At 37.4% G+C, this 19,781-nt stretch carries 21 protein-coding genes; 12 read left to right on the top strand and 9 right to left on the bottom strand.

The window, feature by feature from the left end:
• The first annotated feature begins 9 nt into the window (after nucleotides 1-9).
• Nucleotides 10-1,347, top strand: coding sequence for a TrkH family potassium uptake protein (locus tag HMPREF0014_RS12830; protein ID WP_004886944.1), 1,338 nt, complete (start codon nucleotides 10-12; stop codon nucleotides 1,345-1,347).
• Nucleotides 1,348-1,389: 42 nt separating this feature from the next.
• Here HMPREF0014_RS12830 and HMPREF0014_RS12835 read toward each other — a convergent pair whose 3' ends face one another.
• The 3 genes from HMPREF0014_RS12835 to HMPREF0014_RS12845 form a co-directional block, all read right to left on the bottom strand.
• Nucleotides 1,390-2,541 (bottom strand): phospholipase A, encoded by a 1,152-nt coding sequence (locus HMPREF0014_RS12835; protein ID WP_002050661.1) that lies wholly within the window; start codon nucleotides 2,539-2,541, stop codon nucleotides 1,390-1,392.
• 20 nt (nucleotides 2,542-2,561) lie between these two features.
• Nucleotides 2,562-5,501, bottom strand: a complete 2,940-nt coding sequence (locus HMPREF0014_RS12840) for an insulinase family protein (RefSeq protein WP_004708492.1) — start codon at nucleotides 5,499-5,501, stop codon at nucleotides 2,562-2,564.
• A gap of 250 nt (nucleotides 5,502-5,751) precedes the next feature.
• Nucleotides 5,752-7,845, bottom strand: a complete 2,094-nt coding sequence (locus HMPREF0014_RS12845) for a TonB-dependent siderophore receptor (RefSeq protein ID WP_006580888.1) — start codon at nucleotides 7,843-7,845, stop codon at nucleotides 5,752-5,754.
• A gap of 238 nt (nucleotides 7,846-8,083) precedes the next feature.
• On the opposite strand from HMPREF0014_RS12845, the gene HMPREF0014_RS12850 reads away from it, so the two are divergent.
• From HMPREF0014_RS12850 to HMPREF0014_RS12885, 8 genes are all read left to right on the top strand, one after another.
• On the top strand, nucleotides 8,084-9,088 hold the full coding sequence (locus tag HMPREF0014_RS12850; protein WP_004708489.1) for an adenosine kinase: 1,005 nt from the start codon (nucleotides 8,084-8,086) through the stop codon (nucleotides 9,086-9,088).
• A gap of 16 nt (nucleotides 9,089-9,104) precedes the next feature.
• Entirely contained in the window at nucleotides 9,105-9,413 is a 309-nt protein-coding gene (locus tag HMPREF0014_RS12855) for a Rieske (2Fe-2S) protein (protein ID WP_002050689.1), read from the top strand.
• A gap of 25 nt (nucleotides 9,414-9,438) precedes the next feature.
• Nucleotides 9,439-10,047 carry an OB-fold-containig protein gene (locus tag HMPREF0014_RS12860; protein ID WP_002050666.1) on the top strand — a complete coding sequence of 203 codons (609 nt, stop codon included), beginning with the start codon at nucleotides 9,439-9,441 and terminating at the stop codon, nucleotides 10,045-10,047.
• Nucleotides 10,048-10,422: 375 nt separating this feature from the next.
• Nucleotides 10,423-10,617 (top strand): cytochrome oxidase putative small subunit CydP, encoded by a 195-nt coding sequence (gene cydP / locus HMPREF0014_RS12865; protein WP_004886939.1) that lies wholly within the window; start codon nucleotides 10,423-10,425, stop codon nucleotides 10,615-10,617.
• Nucleotides 10,617-12,203 (top strand): cytochrome ubiquinol oxidase subunit I, encoded by a 1,587-nt coding sequence (locus tag HMPREF0014_RS12870; RefSeq protein ID WP_004886938.1) that lies wholly within the window; start codon nucleotides 10,617-10,619, stop codon nucleotides 12,201-12,203. Before cydP ends, HMPREF0014_RS12870 begins: the two co-directional genes overlap by 1 nt.
• Nucleotides 12,200-13,345 carry a cytochrome d ubiquinol oxidase subunit II gene (gene cydB / locus HMPREF0014_RS12875; protein ID WP_002050611.1) on the top strand — a complete coding sequence of 382 codons (1,146 nt, stop codon included), beginning with the start codon at nucleotides 12,200-12,202 and terminating at the stop codon, nucleotides 13,343-13,345. The genes HMPREF0014_RS12870 and cydB overlap by 4 nt, the downstream gene beginning before the upstream one ends.
• A 13-nt stretch (nucleotides 13,346-13,358) precedes the next feature.
• Entirely contained in the window at nucleotides 13,359-13,460 is a 102-nt protein-coding gene (gene cydX / locus HMPREF0014_RS12880) for a cytochrome bd-I oxidase subunit CydX (RefSeq protein ID WP_000270276.1), read from the top strand.
• Nucleotides 13,461-13,760 carry a cyd operon YbgE family protein gene (locus HMPREF0014_RS12885; protein WP_079377014.1) on the top strand — a complete coding sequence of 100 codons (300 nt, stop codon included), beginning with the start codon at nucleotides 13,461-13,463 and terminating at the stop codon, nucleotides 13,758-13,760.
• Between the two features lie 10 nt (nucleotides 13,761-13,770).
• Here HMPREF0014_RS12885 and HMPREF0014_RS12890 read toward each other — a convergent pair whose 3' ends face one another.
• The 6 genes from HMPREF0014_RS12890 to HMPREF0014_RS12915 form a co-directional block, all read right to left on the bottom strand.
• A complete protein-coding gene (locus HMPREF0014_RS12890; RefSeq protein ID WP_004886934.1) occupies nucleotides 13,771-14,295 on the bottom strand; it encodes a GNAT family N-acetyltransferase in 525 nt (174 codons plus the stop codon).
• Between the two features lie 76 nt (nucleotides 14,296-14,371).
• A complete protein-coding gene (locus tag HMPREF0014_RS12895; protein ID WP_004886932.1) occupies nucleotides 14,372-15,043 on the bottom strand; it encodes a DUF2057 domain-containing protein in 672 nt (223 codons plus the stop codon).
• A 210-nt stretch (nucleotides 15,044-15,253) separates the two neighbouring features.
• Nucleotides 15,254-15,850, bottom strand: a complete 597-nt coding sequence (locus tag HMPREF0014_RS12900) for a nitroreductase family protein (RefSeq protein ID WP_002050635.1) — start codon at nucleotides 15,848-15,850, stop codon at nucleotides 15,254-15,256.
• A 186-nt stretch (nucleotides 15,851-16,036) separates the two neighbouring features.
• Nucleotides 16,037-17,143 carry a signal recognition particle-docking protein FtsY gene (gene ftsY / locus HMPREF0014_RS12905; RefSeq protein ID WP_002050665.1) on the bottom strand — a complete coding sequence of 369 codons (1,107 nt, stop codon included), beginning with the start codon at nucleotides 17,141-17,143 and terminating at the stop codon, nucleotides 16,037-16,039.
• A 107-nt stretch (nucleotides 17,144-17,250) separates the two neighbouring features.
• Entirely contained in the window at nucleotides 17,251-17,577 is a 327-nt protein-coding gene (locus tag HMPREF0014_RS12910) for a hypothetical protein (protein WP_002050644.1), read from the bottom strand.
• 100 nt (nucleotides 17,578-17,677) lie between these two features.
• Nucleotides 17,678-18,037, bottom strand: a complete 360-nt coding sequence (locus HMPREF0014_RS12915; RefSeq protein WP_002050680.1) for a hypothetical protein — start codon at nucleotides 18,035-18,037, stop codon at nucleotides 17,678-17,680.
• A gap of 215 nt (nucleotides 18,038-18,252) precedes the next feature.
• Here HMPREF0014_RS12915 and HMPREF0014_RS12920 point away from each other — a divergent pair, with 215 nt between their 5' ends.
• The 3 genes from HMPREF0014_RS12920 to HMPREF0014_RS12930 all read left to right on the top strand — a co-directional run bounded on the left by HMPREF0014_RS12920 (nucleotide 18,253) and on the right by HMPREF0014_RS12930 (nucleotide 19,763).
• Nucleotides 18,253-18,486: a hypothetical protein gene (locus HMPREF0014_RS12920; protein WP_002050673.1), complete on the top strand. Its 234-nt coding sequence runs from the start codon at nucleotides 18,253-18,255 to the stop codon at nucleotides 18,484-18,486.
• A gap of 332 nt (nucleotides 18,487-18,818) precedes the next feature.
• Entirely contained in the window at nucleotides 18,819-19,193 is a 375-nt protein-coding gene (locus HMPREF0014_RS12925) for a DUF2750 domain-containing protein (protein WP_001087274.1), read from the top strand.
• 138 nt (nucleotides 19,194-19,331) lie between these two features.
• Complete coding sequence (locus HMPREF0014_RS12930; protein ID WP_002050640.1) at nucleotides 19,332-19,763, top strand: CBS domain-containing protein; 432 nt, start codon at nucleotides 19,332-19,334, stop codon at nucleotides 19,761-19,763.
• Nucleotides 19,764-19,781 lie beyond the last annotated feature (18 nt).

Consider the following 19,781-nt stretch of genomic DNA (forward strand, 5'->3'; position numbering starts at 1 on the left):
CCCAAAAATATGTCTCTTAAGCCTAAACCACATAAAACATTAAACCTAAGCCCACCTTCTCTTTTAGCGCTGGGTTTTCTAGGCTTTATTGTCTTTGGCACATTATTACTTAAACTTCCCATTGCCAATAACGGTCATGTCAGCTGGATGGATGCATTATTTACAGCAACGTCAGCAGTTACGATTACAGGTTTATCCGTTCTAAATATTCATGAATCTTTTACACTTTTTGGGCAAGTCATTATTTTATTGTTGATTCAATCAGGTGGTTTGGGCTTCATGACTTTTGCTATTTTGGCCGCACTAAGCCTTTCGCCTAAAATTGGTCTTAAGCAGCAAATGATGGCTCAGGATAGCCTCGGTCAAACGAGCCTATCAAAAGTAACCTTCGTAGCTAAAGGAGTAGTGACTTATACTCTCCTATTTGAACTGATCGGCATAGTCATTCTCACCTGTGCATTTACACCAGCTTTTGGCTTCGCTCGTGGTTTGTATTATGCAATTTTTTATAGTATCTCTTCGTTTAATAATGCCGGTTTTTCATTATTTAATAATAGTTTAATGGGTTTTCAAAACAACTACGTGATCTGCCTTACGGTAAGTTTGCTTTATACAATAGGTGGACTTGGCTTTTTAGTTCTCATGGATATTAAACAAAATAAAAAATGGAAAAAACTTAGCCCAAATAGCAAACTGATCTTAACGACTATTGCCATTATTAATTTAGTGGCCTTTATTTTAATTTGGGCAATGGAAGCACAAAACCCTCATACGCTAGGAATGCTAAGCGTAGGTGATCAAGCTTTACATGCTTGGTTCCAAGCGACTGTTCCACGATCTTCAGGGTTTAACACCATTGACACAGGTGCAATGACTAATAGTAGTTCTTTGCTTATGATGCTACTTATGTTTATTGGCGGTGGTTCATTAAGTACTGCTGGCGGTATAAAAGTAGGTACTTTTGTCATATTGGTTTTAAGTGTCCTGTCCTTTTTAAGACGTACTGATGAAATCAGGGTTTTTAATCATTCTGTTTCTCACGAAACTACTTATAAGGCGCTAGCAGTTACTGCAATTACCAGCATTCTCATATTTATTGGGTTCTTTGTACTTTTGCTTTTAGAACCAAAAGCCGACTTTATGAACTTACTATTTGAAGTCGTTTCAGCAGCCTGTACAGTTGGGCTTTCTCGAGGTATTACGCCAGATTTACATAACGGTAGCCTGTTTATATTAAGTTTACTTATGTTTGCTGGGAGACTTGGGCCTTTAACACTGGCGTATTTAATTGCTACTCCTAAAAAGAGTCGTCTCAAGCATCCTCAAGCCAACATTCAAATTGGTTAATAAAAAAGCCGCTGTTAAAGCGGCATTTTTATGGGTTCAAACTTAGTACCAGTTCATGAGTGAAACGCCCAAACCTGCATAAGTTGCACGGTGGTTATAGTCAATTAAGCTTTCACCATATCCATTAAATAGCTGGAAGTGACCACGTAACTTACCACTAATTGGGAATGCCCAGTCAAACTGAACAGCTCCATGAGAGTCATCTCCACCTTTTAAAGAGTGACGTAACATTAGGGAGAAGTCGTTATCTTTCCACTTATAAAAAGCGGTCAAATCGCCTCGTCCAATATAATCTTCAATATCGGGGTTGTTATCATCTTTGGCAGCTTCATTAATACGTATCCAAGGACGAAGCATTACAGCAAAATTGCCACGCTCTAAGCCGACATTAAAGATAACACGGTTCCAACTACGAGATAACGGATCTGAACGACCATTCGATTGGTGATTTAAAGTGACACCAAGCAAGCGACCATCTAAACCGAGTAACTCATAGTTTGTTCTAAACATTAAGCTAGCTTCAGGCTCATAGTTTGTTTCACGGAAAGGCCGAGATTCTTTAGAGTTAAAGGTCTGCCAACGTGAAGATTGGGTATAACCTACCCACAAATCACCATTGTTACCAAAAATATTTTCCCAAGCTTTAGTTTTCAAAGAAATTTGAAATTTAGTTTCGGTAGATTTCAAATCTTGAGCTTCTTTAACTGTATTATTGGGATTTGGGCTAGTTGGAAATTCATTTTTATCGCTGGTCCAAAATACAGGTAGTAAATAGACAGGCTGATAAGCACGAATGTTCCAAACACCAAGTTTACTTTTTTCAGATAACTCCCAACGTTGATCTAATAAAGAAGTAGTAGGTTCAATTTTCGGAGCTTTCCCTATTACTTTAATATTACTAACCGTATCTACAACCTTCTCTTTAAATGTTTCAGGCTGAACAGCAGGTTTATCAATTTTTTTAACAGGCTCTGGTACTGCGGCAGCTTGAACAGCGGGTAAAGCTGAGGGCTTAAATACAGAGTCATAACAAGCTAGGCGATCAGCATTTGAAGCTAGGGCAACACATGCATCTACGGTCGCAGGTTTTACAGGGGCTAAGGTGTCAGCATATGCCACCGACGCACATAAACAGCTAAGCAGGGTCCCCATACTTAGCTGTAAAGATGTGCGTTCAAATTGTCTGAACGCCATGTTCATCTCCAATTTTTATTTTAATTAACTTGTTTAATCGTAAAGCCCAGTTGTTGCAATTCATCACGTTTTGCAAAAGGTGCAACCACAGCTTTTACAGGTGTTTGTTCAATTAAATATTGACGTGCAACACGTTGTAAATCATCTAAAGTTACATGCAATAATCTTTCACGTAAGGTACGACGGAAAGTTGGAGTTCTTGCATGTAACAGTGCATAACACGCTGTAATTGCCTCACCAGCTGGTGAACCAGGTTTATCCATACTCGCCACCAAACCAAGAATTGCTTCTTCAAGCTGATGAGGTTGTTGCTCTGTATTTAACAACCATTGCACACTCGCTTCAAAGTCTTTAAACGTGTCAGCTAAACGAGGATCACGGTAACTAAAGAAACGGAATGAACATGCATTTCCATCATAGCTAGCACCACCACCATAAGCACCACCTTTTTCACGGATAGCGCTGTGCAAGAAACCATTACGCAAGTATGCTGCTAACACCATTAAAGGTGCCGCATCCGGATGAGACACTTCAACTGCTTGATATGCCGAAGCACAGAACTGAACATTGGTTTGAATTAACCAAGCTTCATGTTCATTATCATTTTCTTGCTCGACTTGGGTTAACTCAGCCGCTGCTGTATCAACGTTTAATTTATCCCAAACGTTTTGAATTTCTTCAACTAAACGCTCTGACTGATGCTCTTCACATACAAGCAAGAACTGTTTAGGCGCTTGCAATAGTTTGGTATGGATATGCTTCAATTCAGCAATCAGGGCATCATAAGCAGCATCGTCTTGAGTAATGTTAGTAACAAGCTCGCCTAACCAGTTCAACGCACCTAAACCTGTGTTTTGATAGTCACGTTGAGCCAATGCACTCATATTACGAGAAGCGATCTGCATCGCGTAGCTATGACCAGCACCAGATAAACGAGACTGCCAGCGTGTCTTACGTTGTTGCAACAACTCAATAATTCGCTCTTTTTCATCAAAGCGGAGTTGTTCAAATGCTAATTTTAATAGATGAATTGCATCAAACTTCTGCGTTAGAGATTTAGTCGTTAATGTTAACCAAGCGCTAATTTTGTCTTTATCATCAACTTTACTGCGTAATGAAGCGCCCATTCCTAAACCACCACTTACAGCTGTTTGTAAGTTTTGTAATTCAAGATAGTCATACTCACCTGCACCAACTTCACCCATTAAGATAGAGAGCAAATTAAAGTATGGCGATTTAACAACATCATCAGGAATCTGAATGAGAACTTGTTGATAGTAAATACCATTCGTTCCTGCATGATACAAATTCAACGGCGTATCCATTCGATTACAGATAATTTCGCGCAATTGACCTTGTACAATATGCAAGTCAGCTGGAACGTCTTCTAGGCCTACTTTTGGTAATAGCTCAAGATTATCTGGCGTATCTTGACGCTCTTGTAACGCTTTGGTTTTAGCAACGATCTCTGCTTTGTCTTCTTCAGTGAGCTTTTCACCAATCGCAGCTAAACGTGCTTTTTCAGCTTCTTGCTCTTTCGCTGACTTAGTTGCATCAGGTACTAAAGTCATTTGTACGCGGTGCGGATTATCTAACAAATGTGTTTGAATTAAATTAGATAACCACATTGGGTCTTGAAGTTCTTCTTTGACCTGAGCAATAGCACTGTCAACATCCCAAATTTGAATCGGGTCGTTATGGTGAATAGCACCACTTAAACCATTTAAGATCAGGCTTAAGCCATATGGTGTGCCATCACCATTAATTTCACGTTGATGCAATTCGATTTGATGCAAAATTGCATCAACTAACGATGAGTCAATTGGTTTTGCAGCCACTTCACGTAAAACATTTAAGACACCATCTCTAAAGCTTTGTGCATGCTCTGGATTTGAACCTTGAACGCCGCAATAGAAGGTCATTTCAAAATTACTGTCGTCTACTCCCATTAAAGGACCAGTCGACTGAGCATAACCACAAGTTTCTAAATAATGACGTAGTGGTGAAGCAGAGTTTTCTAGTAAAACACCTTCGACCAAACGCATACCTAGACGCAGTTTGATATCACTCGCTTGTGGTAACAACCAAGACAACACATGGTAAGTTTTGTCTTTTAACTCATCACCATCAACAGCATAGGTTTCAGTGACTTCAACAGGAGCTGTTAAACGTTTTTCTGGTTTTGAATATAAAGTTGTACCCGCAGTAAATTTATGTAGAGCTAGTTTTTCAAATTGCTCTTGTAACTCATACGCCGTTTGGTTACCGAAAGTCATAAATACCGCATTACTTGGATGGTAATGAGTTTTATAAAATTCGACTAACTGTTCATAGGTTAAGTCAGGAATGTCTTTTGGATCACCACCTGAGTTGTAGTGATATGTAGTTTCAGGGAATAGATGATGAGCCAACTGATGATAAAGCTGGTCAGACGGCGCACTCATCGCACCTTTCATTTCATTGAACACTACGCCTTTATATACAGGCTGACCGTTTTCAAGTTCAATACGGATTCCTTCTTGAGCAAAATCAAGAGGATTCAAATTTGCCGAGAAAGCTGCATCAAGATAAACAGAGAGTAAGTTTTGGAAATCTTTCTTATTTTGAGTTGCAAATGGATAGGCTGTCCAATCTGCTGCTGTAAACGCGTTCATAAATGTATTTAATGAACGGCGAATCATTAAAAAGAATGGGTCACGAACAGGAAACTTTTCAGAACCACATAAAGCGGTATGCTCTAAAATATGTGCAGTTCCTTTAGAGTCCATTGGTTGTGTTCTGAACGCAACAAGAAATACATTTTCATCATAATCAGTTGCCAAGTGATAATGCACCGCACCTGTGACTTTATGCTTATATTCAGACACTAAAATATCTAATGCTTCAACATGGTGCTGACGTAGCAACTGAAACGCAGGGTGAACAGTTTGAGAAATGGTTTCAGTGACATCTACAGTCATGTGATCTCCTAATATATCGGATAAGTGAATAAGTCTCATTATAGCCTGAGTCGGCTTGAGATTGGCGAACAAAAGCCAAGTAAAATACTATGTTTTTGTTGAGTATTAGTTTTCATGGGCATAGCTTTGATATCAAGCACATAGCCAGCTTAGTTGTATCCTACCAGAACAAAACCTTTTAATACTATCTATATGCTACACGACAAATAAAAAAGCTCACCAAAATGATGAGCTTTTTAGACTTTTTCAATTAAAAACGATAGCGAAGTGCAACTTGAGCATTTAAAGGATCGCCCATCATATTTGAATCATTTGCTCCACTATGGCCTGAAACAAAATAATCGCGATCAAACAAGTTATTTAGATTTAAGTTCACATCATAACGTTCACTTTGATAACCTAAAGCTGCATTTACAACCGCATACCCTGGTAAAACGTTTTTGTTATCTGGCGCACTAAAGCGTGATGATTCACCACGACCACCTACAGCTGCATACCAATGATCATTAATTTGATATTTTAACCACAGGTTAGCTGTGTTGTTTGGCGTAAGCGCTGAGTGATTACCCGTAAATCCAACAGTCGACTTTTCAATCTTACCATCCATATAAGAATAGCCAGCTAGCACTGACAACTGATCAGTCAACTGACCTGTTAATGAAAGTTCAATACCTTTTGTTTTTTGCTCGCCTGCCAATAGTGCTTGATTTGGATTAGCTGGATCTTGGTTTTGAATATTGGTTTGGCTCATTTCAAATAAAGCCAATGTCACATTCAATTGATCATTCACATCCCACTTTGCACCCACCTCATAATTTTCAGTTTTTGTTGGTTTTAAATCATCACTGTTTTGATAAAAAACAAATGAATCAGCCAAAGGCTGGAAAGAACGATTATAAGAAGTATAAAGTGAAAGATTATTTACTGGCTGATAGACCACCCCAATTCGTGGAGAATAAGTATTGTCAGTACGGTTTAAGTCTAAATTCGTACTCGTTTTATCATCACGATCTTGAGATAGATTGTCATAACGTAAACCAACTAAAACTTTAAGCTGATCTGTTACTGTCATTAAATCTTGCAGATACACACCATAGTTTTCAAAGGTATTACTATTGTTATTGCGTGCAACTGTTGTTCCGGTATTAATAGGTGCCCAGTAGTCTAATTTAGGATTATATAAATCAGTGGTTGTCTTAGCACCTTGCCAAAGTATCTCATCTTTATGCTGTTTGCTATATTCAGCACCAATTAAGGTATTGTGCTTTAAGAAACCTGTATTAAATAAACCACTTAATTCTTGCTGAACATATATACCATCTTCATTACGCAGGCGTTTATTTTGAGTCAAAGTAATTTTTGTCTTATCAGCAGGATGTGTATCAACAATATATTGACGATCTAATGAGTAGTTATAGTGGCGAACTGCACCATGATATTTGAGTTGATCATTAAACTCATGATCTAAGCTGATAGTCTGGCTTGAGATTTCAGTATCGACATCCCCAACTTCTTTACCGTTTAATGCACCATAAAAAGTTTTAGGATTTGTCTTAACTGGTTTACCTGTAATTGGATCTGTCGGGAAACCTTGATCAGCTAGACGATCATCGTGCAAGTAGTCGGCCTGAAGTAAAAGTTTGGTTTTATCAGTAATATCCCACTGTACAGATGGAGCCACCGCCTGTCGTTTTAAAAATGCCTGATCGCGATAACCATCTGAGTCTTCAACTGCACCAGTTAAACGAACTTTAACATTCTCGGCTACTTTTTCATTTACATCGACTTCTGCACGACGTTGCCCTGTAGTACTGCCAATCAGGCTCACTTCACGCAAGGATTGATCCATTGGCTTTTTATTAATTTTATTGACTAAACCTCCCGCCGAACCACGTCCATATAATACAGAAGCAGGTCCTTTTAGTACCTCAACTCGTTCAACATTCGACATATCACGAAAATACAAAGCATCATCGCGAATACCATCTACATAATTATCTGTGATTGCAGAGAAACCGCGAATCATGACCTGATCACGTTGCCCATCCCCCACACTAAAGCTCAAACCAGCAACGTTTTGCAAAGCACCTTGCATAGAAGTCACTGTCTGCTCTCTTAGAATTTGTTTCGGTACAACATTTACAATTTGAGGAACATCTTTTAATTGCATAAGTCCTTTAGTGGCACTTGATGCTTGTCCTACCTCTTGTTTTAAACTGTTTTCCTTCTCAGCTTTTACTGAAATCGTTGGAAGGTTGGTTACAGCCTGTGAGTCTGTCTCTGCTGCATATACATGGCCTGTTATAACCCCAACTGATGAAATAAATAAAATAGAACGTTTCATGTAAGTTCGCTATGAATAATTTCAGGCGAAGTTTCAATGAAATACTATACATTTGTAAATATTATCAAGAATCATTATTAATTGATAATATTTATTAAAAAGAATATTTCGATTGCTTAGGCAAACAATAAAACTCTACTAACTGCTGAATTACCTGAATTTTATTCAATAAACTACAGCAAATGTGAGCAATGGTGTAAAATTATCAGTCTGATTTTTTTATTCTGTGACAACACATATGGCAACTGTAGATCTTTTTGCAATTGGTAATGCATTAATCGACCAAGAATTTAAAGTGTCTGATGATTTTCTTAGTCAGCAAGGCTTACAAAAAGGCACCATGCAGTTGTCTGACGGTGAAACACAATCTGCCCTTTATGAAAAATTAAAGCAAACTCAAGACTACAAAGGCCAAGCAAGTGGTGGTTCTGCTGCAAATACAACTGTAGCTTTTAGTGCATTAGGTGGAACTGCTTTTTATGGTTGCCGCGTTGGCAACGATGATTTGGGTTCAATTTATCTGCAAGGTCTAAATGATGCAGGCATCCAGACTACGCCAAAGTCAATCAGTGAAGGTGTAACAGGCACCTGTATGGTACTTATTAGTCCAGATTCTGAGCGTACCATGCATACCTATTTAGGAATTACAGCTGAACTCTCTCAAGACCAAATCGATTTTGAGCCATTAAAAACAGCAAAATGGCTTTATATTGAAGGCTACCTTTCTACGAGTGAAACGGCACGTAAAGCGGTAAAACAAGCTCGAGAAATAGCTAAAGCTCACGGCGTTAAAATTGCGTTATCTTTATCAGACCCTGCAATGGTTCAATACGCACGTGAAGGCTTAGAAGAGCTTATGGATGATGGTGTAGATTTATTGTTTTGTAATGAACAAGAAGCTTTAATGTATACCAATACTTCTACTATTGAGGATGCACTCACTCAGTTGCGTTTTAAAAACCATACTGTTGTGATTACACAAAGTGCCAAAGGTGCTTTAGTTGCAAATTCAACCCAACATTTTCATGTACCTGGCCGTCACGTAGAAGCTGTAGATACCAATGGCGCTGGTGATGCTTTTGCTGGTGCCTTCCTCTATGCATTAAATCATCATGAAGATTTAACTGCTGCGGCGCAGTTAGCTATCTTAATTTCTAGTGAAGTTGTGTCTCAATTTGGTCCTCGTTTAGCCATTAATGACTATGCTAAACTTCTCGAAAATTTTCAGAAGGAATGTGCTTGAAATGGAAAGGATCTGTATGACGGAAGAAGTTCCTGAGCGTGAAGCTAGAGCTTTTGACACTTTACAAGGAACGACTATTTTCATTACACAGCGTGATGGCTCATTCTATGCCTATCAGAATTTATGCCCGCATTTGCAAACCGAACTTGAGTATTTAGAAAATCAATTTCTAGACCAAGACAAAGAATATATTCAATGCTCTACTCACGGTGCTTTATTTAACGTGGAAACTGGCGAATGTATTTCAGGTCCTTGTTTAGGTGATTTTTTAAATAAAGTTGAGATTAAAGTACATTCAGATGGCGGTATTTATATCGTAGACTGAGATCATCAACATTAGAGTTTCTACCATGGCTGATTTCTTTTTTAATTATTATCTTATGCCATTTCATTTAAGTGTTGTGGCTTTGATATTGCTCAGTGTGGTAGAAACTATTGGTATGTATATCGGGTTACGGCCGAGTCAACTCCTAAAAAAAATTGCACCAGACTGGCTTACTAACTCACCTATACTTAATGTTAAGTTTTCTAAAGCTCTAATTTTTGTTTTTTTACTCATTAATTTCAGTTTTGCTGGTTACTTCTTACAGCTGTCTTTCTTTGCTATACAACATTACTTTATCACCCCTTTTTACTTAATCATCCCTGCACTGGTCATTGCAATCTTTTTTACCGTATTTATGATTCATTGTCTTGATCAAGTGATTAAACCAAAGCATACACATACCAATTACAATCTTTTAGGGCGACTAGCAACTATCTCTAGTGGTAGTGCCAGACCCGGTTTTTCAGCTCAAGCACGTGTACGTGATGAGTTCGGCCAACTACACTACGTGCAAGTTGAACCAGAATATGGCGAGCTAGAATTATATTCACAAGTCATTCTTATTAAAGTGCATAAGAGCCATTATGTTGCCAAAAAAATCTCCTTATCAAACGATCTTTTTGCACCCGATTAATTTTCCATAATTTTTGTCTTTTATCAGTTTAATAACTTTATTATTCCCTTCTATCTTTTTATTTTTTAATTAAAATTAATCCAACTATTTTAGTTAGAAATAAAAATAACTTTATTATATCCAACCATTTTAATCAGAATTAAATTTAACCATACCATTTTAATCAACTTAAAATATTTATTTACAAGTGTTTTAGTTGGATTTAATAATCAATCCAAACTATTTTAGTAAGATATTTTATTTAAAATTATTTAAATACATAAGACACTGTTTTATATAAAAAAGATAATTAAGTTTTTATTTAAAGTATATTTATTGTTTATTTTTAATATATTTTGATTAATAATGAAATTAATATGTATCGAGGTTTATTTTATGAGCCTTAAAAATCCAGATATTAATGCCAAATTAGTTAGAGAAATTACGATTATTCTAATAATTAAAGTCGTGCTTCTCTTAACAATCAAACATATTTGGTTTGACGCTCCCACTATCCCCCAAAATTTCGACAATCAAGTCGCTGAGCATATTGCAGGCGATAACACTTCCCACATTAAGGAGACACGTTGATGATTTCTGAAAGCGTGGTTGATCTTTCGCGGTTCCAATTTGCCATGACCGCAATGTATCACTTTCTTTTCGTACCTTTGACCCTAGGCCTTGCATTTATTCTGGCTATTATGGAAACCACTTATGTGATATCTGGTAAAGAAATTTACAAAGATATGACTAAGTTTTGGGGAAAATTATTTGGTATTAACTTTGCCTTAGGTGTAACTACAGGCTTAACCATGGAGTTCCAATTCGGGACAAACTGGGCATATTACTCACATTATGTAGGTGATATTTTCGGTGCACCATTAGCAATTGAAGGCTTAATGGCATTCTTCCTTGAGTCAACATTTATTGGTTTATTCTTTTTCGGATGGGATCGCCTGAGCAAAGTACAACATTTAGGTGTAACTTGGTTAGTTGCTCTTGGCTCTAATATGTCAGCGCTCTGGATTTTAGTTGCGAATGGCTGGATGCAAAACCCGGTAGGTGCAGCATTTAACTTCGAAACCATGCGTATGGAGCTTGTCGATTTCGGTGCACTTATTTTCAACCCAGTTGCACAGGTTAAATTTGTACATACTGTTTCTGCCGGATATGTAACAGGTGCGATTTTCGTACTTGCCATTTCAAGCTACTATCTACTCAAAAAACGTGATCTTCCTTTCGCCCGCCGTTCATTTGCAATTGCCGCAATTTTCGGACTCGCTTCTACACTTTCAGTGATTTTGCTTGGTGATGAATCTGGTTATGAGCTAGGTGATGTGCAAAAAACTAAACTCGCTGCAATTGAAGCCGAATGGGATACTCACCCTGCTCCTGCCCCATTTACGTTATTTGGTGTACCCAACCATGAAGAAATGCGAACAGACTATGCAGTTAAAATTCCATATGCATTAGGTCTAATTGCAACTCGTTCAACAACTAAAGAAGTCACTGGTTTAAAAGACTTAATGCAACAGCATGAAGTTCGTATTCGTAACGGTATGCTTGCTTATGCTGAACTTGAAAAACTACGTGCTGGTGATCGCTCACCTGAGTTGTTAGCTTCATTTGAAAAAAATCAAAAAGATTTAGGTTATGGCCTACTTCTTAAAAAATATGCACCAAATGTTGTAGATGCAAGCGAACAAAACATTCAAGCAGCTGTGAAAGACACTGTTCCAAATGTTACAGCGTTATTCTTCTCGTTCCGTGCAATGGTTGCATCTGGTTTCTTAATGTTGCTTCTTTTCATTTTAGCGACTTGGGCTGTTGCGAAAAGAAATGCTGAGAATAAACCTTGGCTACTTAAATATGCATTATTTGCCTTACCACTTCCATGGATTGCTGCACAAACTGGTTGGTATGTAGCTGAGGGCGGCCGTCAGCCATGGTCTATTGGTGAGATTTTACCAACACACTTATCAGCTTCAAGTTTAAGTACAGGCGATGTGTGGGGTTCCATCCTCGCGTTAGCAGCGTTTTATACCGTCCTTTTAATTATTGAAATGTACTTAATGATTAAATTTGCTCGCTTAGGACCAAGCTCACTTCACACTGGTAAATACCATTTTGAAAAACAAGAGCAAAAAGCAGCTGTTAATGGAGAGGCTTTATCATGATTGAATACGAACTCCTAAAAATCATATGGTGGGTGTTAGTTGGGGTCTTGCTTATTGGGTTTGCTTTAACCGATGGCTTCGATATGGGCTCAATGGCACTCATGCCTTTTGTTGGCAAGACTGATAACGAACGACGTGCTGCTATTAATACCATAGCACCACACTGGGATGGTAATCAGGTCTGGTTTATTACAGCAGGTGGCGCGTTATTTGCTGCGTGGCCAATGGTTTACGCGGTTGCATTCTCCGGAATGTATTGGGCCTTATTACTTGTGCTATTTGCCCTGTTCTTACGCCCTGTAGGTTTTGACTATCGTTCTAAACTCGAAAATAAAAAATGGCGCAACTCTTGGGACTGGGGCCTTTGTATTGGTGGTGCGGTGCCTGCTCTAGTTTTCGGTGTAGCATTCGGTAATTTATTCTTAGGTATTCCTTTTAGTTTAGATAGCACATTGCGCTCTGAATATTCGGGTAGCTTCTTTGCTCTTCTTAACCCGTTTGCTTTAGTTTGCGGCGTTGTCAGTTTATCTATGTTGTGTGCGCACGGCGGTGCTTGGCTTATGCTTCGCACAGACGGCGCTTTAAAACAGCGTTCTGCTAAGGCCACTCAAATTATGGCAGCAGTATTCTTGGTTTGCTTTCTTGTTATTGGAGCTTGGTTATACTTCGGTCAAGTTCCTGGTTATAGCTATGCTGCTGCAATTGATACAAATGCTGCACTTAACCCTTTAGCTAAACAGGTAGTCACAAATAACAACCCAGGTTGGATGAACAATTACACTAATTATCCAATTACCAAGATCGCTCCAGTTCTCGCAATTTTAGGGGCAATTATTGCATTCTTTACAGCATCAAAAGCAAAAGCAGGCTTAAGCTTTGCTGGCACAAGCTTAATGATTGTAGGTGCGATCTTAACTGCTGGGTTTGCACTCTTCCCATTTTTATTGCCATCAAGTGTCAATCCAAACTCTAGCTTAACAATGTGGGATGCCGTATCAAGCCATCGTACTTTAGGGGTTATGACTGTTGCTGCATGCATATTCGTTCCGATCATTTTGCTCTACACCAGTTGGTCGTATTACAAAATGTGGGGCGTGATTACCAACAAACATATCGAGTCAAACTCGCACAGCTTGTACTAATAAGGAGAAGCATATGTGGTATTTCGCATGGATTCTTGGAATTTTGATGGCATGTTTTGCGGGTGTACTCAGTGCACTTTATATCGAACATCATCAAAATTTAGATGAGGAATAAATCATGGCAAACGCAATGACAGCACCAAATCAACGAAAAGCTCAAGCATTCGCAATGGCCATTTCATTTCTGTTGGCATTGCCGCTTGCTGTAATTTTACTGGTGCATCCTTCCCTCATGTTAGATGCAAACGGACACTACAATCATAGCCAGCTTATGCTGGTGATGGTGGGTATTTCTGGAGGCTTCATTTACGGGGTTGGTTTTGTACCACACTTCTGGTTATGGAAATGGTTATTTAGCCCATGGGTAGCTTGGCCTCTCATGTTGCTAGGCTATTACATCTGGTTTTTAACCTAAAAAAAGGACCTCATTTGAGGTCCTTTTTCATTTCAATTAGTTTAATTGGTATAAGTGGTATTCCAACGTCTGCTTCAGCCGGATATGGTTCTACATGACCTGTTTTTGCATAACCACGTCTCTCATAATAAGCAATTAGCTCCGAACGTACATTTAAAACATACATGAGTGCACTGTCCAATTCTGGTGTTTTTCGCAAAGCGAACTGTTCAGCATACTCCAAAACACAGCGACCTACCTTCATATTCTGTAGATTAGGATCAGTACAGAAAGTCCCTATCTCAACCGTATTTTTTTGAAATGTCAGACCAATACATGCAACAATTTGTGAAGAATCTATTTCTGCAACCAATAATACTGAGTTAGGTAATTCTAATTGCTGTGTCAATTGTTCTTGACTAATACGTTGGCCTTTTACGAATTCAACTTCAGTTGTCCAGCTTCTACCTTGTTGTGTTCTATAAGAATGATTAATCAAGTCTAAAAGTGATGGAATGTCACTTAGTTCAGCTAAACGGAAATTTAAATTCATCATAAATATGCTTAGGCTATTTTAAATATTTAAAAAATAAAGCCGATATTAAATCGGCTTTATCTTGAATAGCAATTGCTTAATTTGATTGTTCAGCTAACCACGCCATAAATTTTTGACGCTCAGCCTTAGAAGATTTTTGCCAAAGCTCGACTAGACGCTGATCATTTGTTTGTGCAACACCTGCCGAAGGTACTGTTGCGGCAATAGATGTTGTAACTTGAGAAGTAGATGGCTTGGCAGCAGCATAAACAGGTTCAGGCTGTGGTTTAGAAGGTTTTGTCGTAAAGTCAGCCACCTTACCCAACAAACCCGTTGCAAACCAAGGTTTTGCTTCGTTGTTTGCACCAGTTTGCTGAACAACCAGTTCGTTATTTGAGTTATATAAAGCGACTGTTGGTTGCTCAGCATATTTCTTTGCTTGCTCATATTTTTTTGGTACACCCACCATAGCAAGCTTATAAGTTTGACCATCTTTTAAAGTTGGAGTTTGAATTGTAACAACACCAGACTTAACAATATCGTGTTCACCATTTAGATGTTCAAAGTATTCTTGATAACGCACACTTAGGTTTGTTTCACCCGCATCAACTTTGTAGTTATTTTTAGAGGAACGGAATAATCCTGAATTGACTTCTTGACCGTTCACCGCAAGGATTACAATTTCCTCAGGTGCCGTAATTGTAACTGCTGAAAATACCGAACCGCTTAGTAATAAACCAATTGCAGCAACACTTAATCTTAAAGTCATTTGTTCACGTCTCTATAATATTTAATAGTTTGTAAAAACATGAGCAATATGCAATATGATTATGACGATTTTATGACACTATCTGTTTTAGCATAGCTACACTTAAAACTTTTAAAATATACTATTGAATTATAATAAATAACTATTTTTCATGTTAATTTTGAACACAAAAAAAGAGTACCATTGAGGTACTCTTTTGATTAACTAAAATTAGTTAAATGTTTTGAAACGATCTTCATCGTTAATAAATGCTTTCTCACCAGCTGGTGCTTCAACAGAACCAAATACTAATTGAGCACGTAATTTCCAAGTTGATGGGATATCAAATGCTTCAGCAGCGTCAGCATCAACAATTGGGTTATAGTGTTGTAAAGAAGCACCTAAACCAAGTTCTGAAAGCGCAGTCCAAGTTGCAAATTGTGCAATTGCGGTTGAATGTTCAGACCAAACTGGAAAGTTGTCTGCATATAGTTCAAATTGCTCTTGCAAGTTTTTAATAACAGCTTGATCTTCGTAAAATAGTACTGTACCAACACCGGCAACGAAACTATCAATTTTTGCATTAGTACCAGCAAAAGCATCTGCAGGAACAATTTTACGTAATGCCTCACGAACCAAATTCCAAAATTTAGTATGTGATTCACCATATAGAGTAACTACACGTGAAGATTGCGAATTAAACGATGAAGGACTATGTTTAACGGCTTCACGAATTGTTTCTTCAATTTTTGTGCGATCTAATGCAACATTTTTACCAATTGCATAAATAGTACGACGGTTTTTAATTTTATCTAAGAAAGTAGACATTTTTATTTCCTACCTATTTGTTTGACCATTGGCCGTTGTTTGGGAATGAATATAGTCTATGAAACTCATTTCTTATAATCAGCATTAAAAATATGACAGTTCGTTTTATTTTCGCAACAATAAAAAAAGATATGGATATAAAAAAACCTCACTATTTCATGAGGTTTTTTAGAGTTTAGCTGTAAATTACTTTTCTGTTTCAAATAATGCCGCTACAAATGATTTTGCCGAGAACGGTCTTAAATCATCAATTTTTTCACCCACACCAATAAAACGAATTGGTACATGAGTACGACTAGCAATATTAAACAGTACACCACCTTTTGCAGTGCCGTCCAACTTAGTAATAGTAATACCAGTTAAACCTACTGCTTGATCAAATTCTTGTACTTGGTTAATTGCATTTTGCCCCGTACCTGCATCTACTACTAACATAATTTCATGAGGTGCCGTAGCATCAATTTTTTGCATAACACGCTTAACTTTCTTAAGCTCTTCCATTAAGTTACTTTTGTTATGTAAACGACCTGCGGTATCTGCAATTAACACATCAATACCTTTAGCACGCGCACTTTCAAAAGCATCGAAGATAACCGAAGCACTATCTGCACCATGGCCTTGAGCGACAACAGCAATGTCGTTACGCTCACCCCAAATTTGCAATTGTTCAGTAGCAGCTGCACGGAATGTGTCACCTGCTGCTAACATAACTTTCTTGCCTTCGCCTTGTAAACGCTTAGCCAGTTTACCAATAGTGGTTGTTTTTCCAACACCATTCACGCCCACCATTAAAATCACATAAGGTGATTTATTAGGGTCAATATGCAAAGGCTTCACACGTGGAGCCAGTAAAGCAACCAACTCTTCTTGTAATGCTTTATAAAGCGAATGTGAATAAATCAAATCGCCACGTGCAGTACGTTCAGTCAAGTTGGTAATAATCGTTTTTGTTGCATCTACACCAATATCTGCAACTAATAATTGCTCTTCAACTTCTTCAAGCAGCTCATCATCAATTTCTTTACCACCAATTAAGATATTTACCATACCATCGGTGAAATTACGGCGAGTTTTGCTTAAACCTTCTTTCATTCGCCCAAAGAAACCTGATTTTGGTTGCTCTGGTTCAGTTGAAGGTGCTGTCTCGACAACTTCTGGTGCTTTTACTTCTTGCTTAACAGGTGACTCAACGATAGGAACATCGATAGCAGGTAAATTAGGCAATGTGACATCGTCATCCCCGATCTCAGCATCTATCAAGAATTTATTTTGCATATTCGATTGTTGTTGCATGCCGATTCCTTGAAAAGCAGCGTGTTAAAAAATAGAAAGTTTAGCATAAATTCAAGTTTTTGCCTGCTCCAATAGCGAGCAAAACCTTTCTAAAATAAAGACCATGCTTATTGAGTATCTTCTTGTGCTAACGCAGGATATTCCTTGATGTGATCATGTTCAAACTGATAAGCGTACATTAACTTTAGATACTCTGCCCTATGAATTTTTGATTGATTCATTATCAACTCTGCCATATCTTGAGTTCTAGGATATGTAGCCTGTCGAGAAAGTTGTACAATTCGTTGATACTGTTCCGAGTTCACAGGACGAAGCAATGCTAAATAAGACAGCATAAAAATACAGCCAATGATAATAATCACAACCAGATTAAAACATTGGTCTGCCTTTAACTCAGACTTTAATTTAAGAAAATTTTCTTTGAATGTGAGCATGACCTACCTCTAATTGATGTAGTGTAGGGTTCAATGCACTTCAGCACAAGGTCAAAATCCAGTAAGACTAATATTCTTTAGCCTTACTGGATGATAAACTTTAGCTTATTAAAGAACGTATTACAGAGAAGTATAAGATTGCTGCAATAATTACTAGCACCAGTAACATAGCAAAAATACTTAATCCTTCTTCAGCATCAGCTGGATGCAATTCATCTTCATCTGCAATTTTTCTAAGTTCACCATCATAAACCTGATAGAACCAAGCTTTTTGATTAGGATCCAATTGGCGAGCATAGTCAAAAACCCGTTTACGTTGCGCCAAACAATAATCACCTAAATGTATTTCTTGATGGAAAATTGCTTCGTCTAATAATTTACGATGGTAATGAGCAAGCTCTATGATTTGCTCCTCTTTAGGAGGAGTATCAAAAACAAAGCCATCGATAGTATTTGTCATAGTTATTCTCCTTGTCTTTTATTCTCATATTGATTTTACTCAAAATTATTTGTGAATAATGTTTAATCATGTATCCTAATAGTGAACCAACTAATGCTGAACAATAGTTGACAAATCCATTAATTTGTAATATTAGTTTAACAATTCTAAGTTACATTAGTTCAAAGGCAGTGGCCTTTAGAAAAAGTAATCATAATTAAAATAAGGAGTTTTATATGATTCAACGTATCTCTCATCATGATTTAGAACATGTATACGCAACTGCAGTTAATACAATTCACTCTCAAATGAATTTCCAAGATGCTGTTGCGCAGTTAGAAGAAGTTGCGCGTGCTGGTCACGGCAAAGCTGCCCTATTCTTAGCAGAGCTATATTATCAAGGTTTCCGTGTAGAACGTGATTCCATGAAAGCACAATATTGGCAGAAACTAGCCACCATGCAAGCATAAAGAGACGTCACTTAGGTGGCGTTTTTTTATACCTGTAAAAAGTTCAATATAAATTAACCATAACTATGTTCATCTTGCGCTTCGCCAAAGCTTAAGTCGCTTTGTCTTGCTCAGGTGGCGTTTTTTTATATCTGAAAAAACTAAAGTTATTAATTTTTTCTGCAACCCTACTTCACTATTCTTAGTCATAACACAGCATTATTTTTTAGTATTGATTTATATAGATATTTCAAGTCATCAATATTTGTTTACGATTTGACACCTGTTTAAACTGAAATGTCATGTGGTTTTCTTATAATAAGCAAGACAAGTTGAAAACCTTTAAATTTAAAATGAACAGTTTAAGTAATCTACAACCGGTTTCTAAAGACTTGATGATCAAGATTTATATTTTAAGAACCATGATGTATTGTGGAGTTCTTTGGGGACTATTTGATGAAGGCTGGGCCATTAAATCAGATCAGGAAGATTTTATTTTTCCTTTTTGGTTAAATGGAGTGCAAGCACATCGATATGCCAAAACTCATTGGCCTAATTACAAGCCAAGAAAAATTACCCCAAAAGACTTTCATGAATCTTTATTACCTACTTTAACACGGTTAAAAGTTACCCCTGCATTATTTAACTCATCTCATCGTAAGTTGAAGTTATCTACTCAACAAATGCATCATTTCTTTTTTAATCATCCAAAATGGCAGGTAGCTTAAAGTTTTTAAGCTACCAAACTTAGAGTGCTTTTTGAGCGTTTAAGCGTAAAACTAATATTTGAATGACTCGTAAGTCTTTGCTTTTTTCAAAAATCGAGCTAATTTAAATCAAAATGATAAAACAACAGGACAGAAGAAATGACTATCGTTGCACAAGTAATTAAGAACAAATCTGAACAAGCCATTTTTACAATTTCACCCGAAGCGACTGTCCTCGAAGCAATTACGATTATGGCGGAAAAAGGTATTGGTGCTTTAGTCGTAGCAGAAGGTGAAAAAGTTGTTGGAATATTATCTGAACGCGATTACACACGAAAAGTAACGCTTATGGAGCGTTCGTCTTATAGCACCACAGTTGCTGAAATTATGACGGCAAAAGTAATTACCGTAGGTTTAAACAATACAGTTGAAGAATGTTTACAACTCATGACTGATCGTCATTTACGACACTTACCTGTATTAGATAATGAAAAATTAGTTGGTTTTATTTCAATTGGTGACTTAGTTAAAGCAGCCATGGAAGATCAGAAAGTTTTAATTGAACAATTAAAGCAATATATTTCAGGCTAAATACAAAAATAAAAATGG

The sequence above is a fragment of the Acinetobacter sp. RUH 2624 genome (assembly GCF_000162375.2).
GTDB lineage: Bacteria > Pseudomonadota > Gammaproteobacteria > Pseudomonadales > Moraxellaceae > Acinetobacter > Acinetobacter nosocomialis.

Bases quoted from the DNA above. Each gene is read 5' to 3' on its own strand.
- ftsY (WP_002050665.1), bottom strand. From the start codon at position 17,143: ATGCAACAACAATCGAATATGCAAAATAAATTCTTGATAGATGCTGAG.
- HMPREF0014_RS12895 (WP_004886932.1), bottom strand. From the start codon at position 15,043: ATGACTTTAAGATTAAGTGTTGCTGCAATTGGTTTATTACTAAGCGGT.
- HMPREF0014_RS12830 (WP_004886944.1), top strand. From the start codon at position 10: ATGTCTCTTAAGCCTAAACCACATAAAACATTAAACCTAAGCCCACCT.
- HMPREF0014_RS12920 (WP_002050673.1), top strand. From the start codon at position 18,253: ATGATTCAACGTATCTCTCATCATGATTTAGAACATGTATACGCAACT.
- HMPREF0014_RS12845 (WP_006580888.1), bottom strand. From the start codon at position 7,845: ATGAAACGTTCTATTTTATTTATTTCATCAGTTGGGGTTATAACAGGC.
- HMPREF0014_RS12910 (WP_002050644.1), bottom strand. From the start codon at position 17,577: ATGCTCACATTCAAAGAAAATTTTCTTAAATTAAAGTCTGAGTTAAAG.
- HMPREF0014_RS12900 (WP_002050635.1), bottom strand. From the start codon at position 15,850: ATGTCTACTTTCTTAGATAAAATTAAAAACCGTCGTACTATTTATGCA.
- HMPREF0014_RS12915 (WP_002050680.1), bottom strand. From the start codon at position 18,037: ATGACAAATACTATCGATGGCTTTGTTTTTGATACTCCTCCTAAAGAG.
- HMPREF0014_RS12855 (WP_002050689.1), top strand. From the start codon at position 9,105: ATGACGGAAGAAGTTCCTGAGCGTGAAGCTAGAGCTTTTGACACTTTA.
- HMPREF0014_RS12850 (WP_004708489.1), top strand. From the start codon at position 8,084: ATGGCAACTGTAGATCTTTTTGCAATTGGTAATGCATTAATCGACCAA.
- HMPREF0014_RS12870 (WP_004886938.1), top strand. From the start codon at position 10,617: ATGATTTCTGAAAGCGTGGTTGATCTTTCGCGGTTCCAATTTGCCATG.
- HMPREF0014_RS12930 (WP_002050640.1), top strand. From the start codon at position 19,332: ATGACTATCGTTGCACAAGTAATTAAGAACAAATCTGAACAAGCCATT.
- HMPREF0014_RS12840 (WP_004708492.1), bottom strand. From the start codon at position 5,501: ATGACTGTAGATGTCACTGAAACCATTTCTCAAACTGTTCACCCTGCG.
- cydB (WP_002050611.1), top strand. From the start codon at position 12,200: ATGATTGAATACGAACTCCTAAAAATCATATGGTGGGTGTTAGTTGGG.
- HMPREF0014_RS12835 (WP_002050661.1), bottom strand. From the start codon at position 2,541: ATGGCGTTCAGACAATTTGAACGCACATCTTTACAGCTAAGTATGGGG.
- HMPREF0014_RS12890 (WP_004886934.1), bottom strand. From the start codon at position 14,295: ATGATGAATTTAAATTTCCGTTTAGCTGAACTAAGTGACATTCCATCA.
- HMPREF0014_RS12860 (WP_002050666.1), top strand. From the start codon at position 9,439: ATGGCTGATTTCTTTTTTAATTATTATCTTATGCCATTTCATTTAAGT.
- cydP (WP_004886939.1), top strand. From the start codon at position 10,423: ATGAGCCTTAAAAATCCAGATATTAATGCCAAATTAGTTAGAGAAATT.
- cydX (WP_000270276.1), top strand. From the start codon at position 13,359: ATGTGGTATTTCGCATGGATTCTTGGAATTTTGATGGCATGTTTTGCG.
- HMPREF0014_RS12925 (WP_001087274.1), top strand. From the start codon at position 18,819: ATGAACAGTTTAAGTAATCTACAACCGGTTTCTAAAGACTTGATGATC.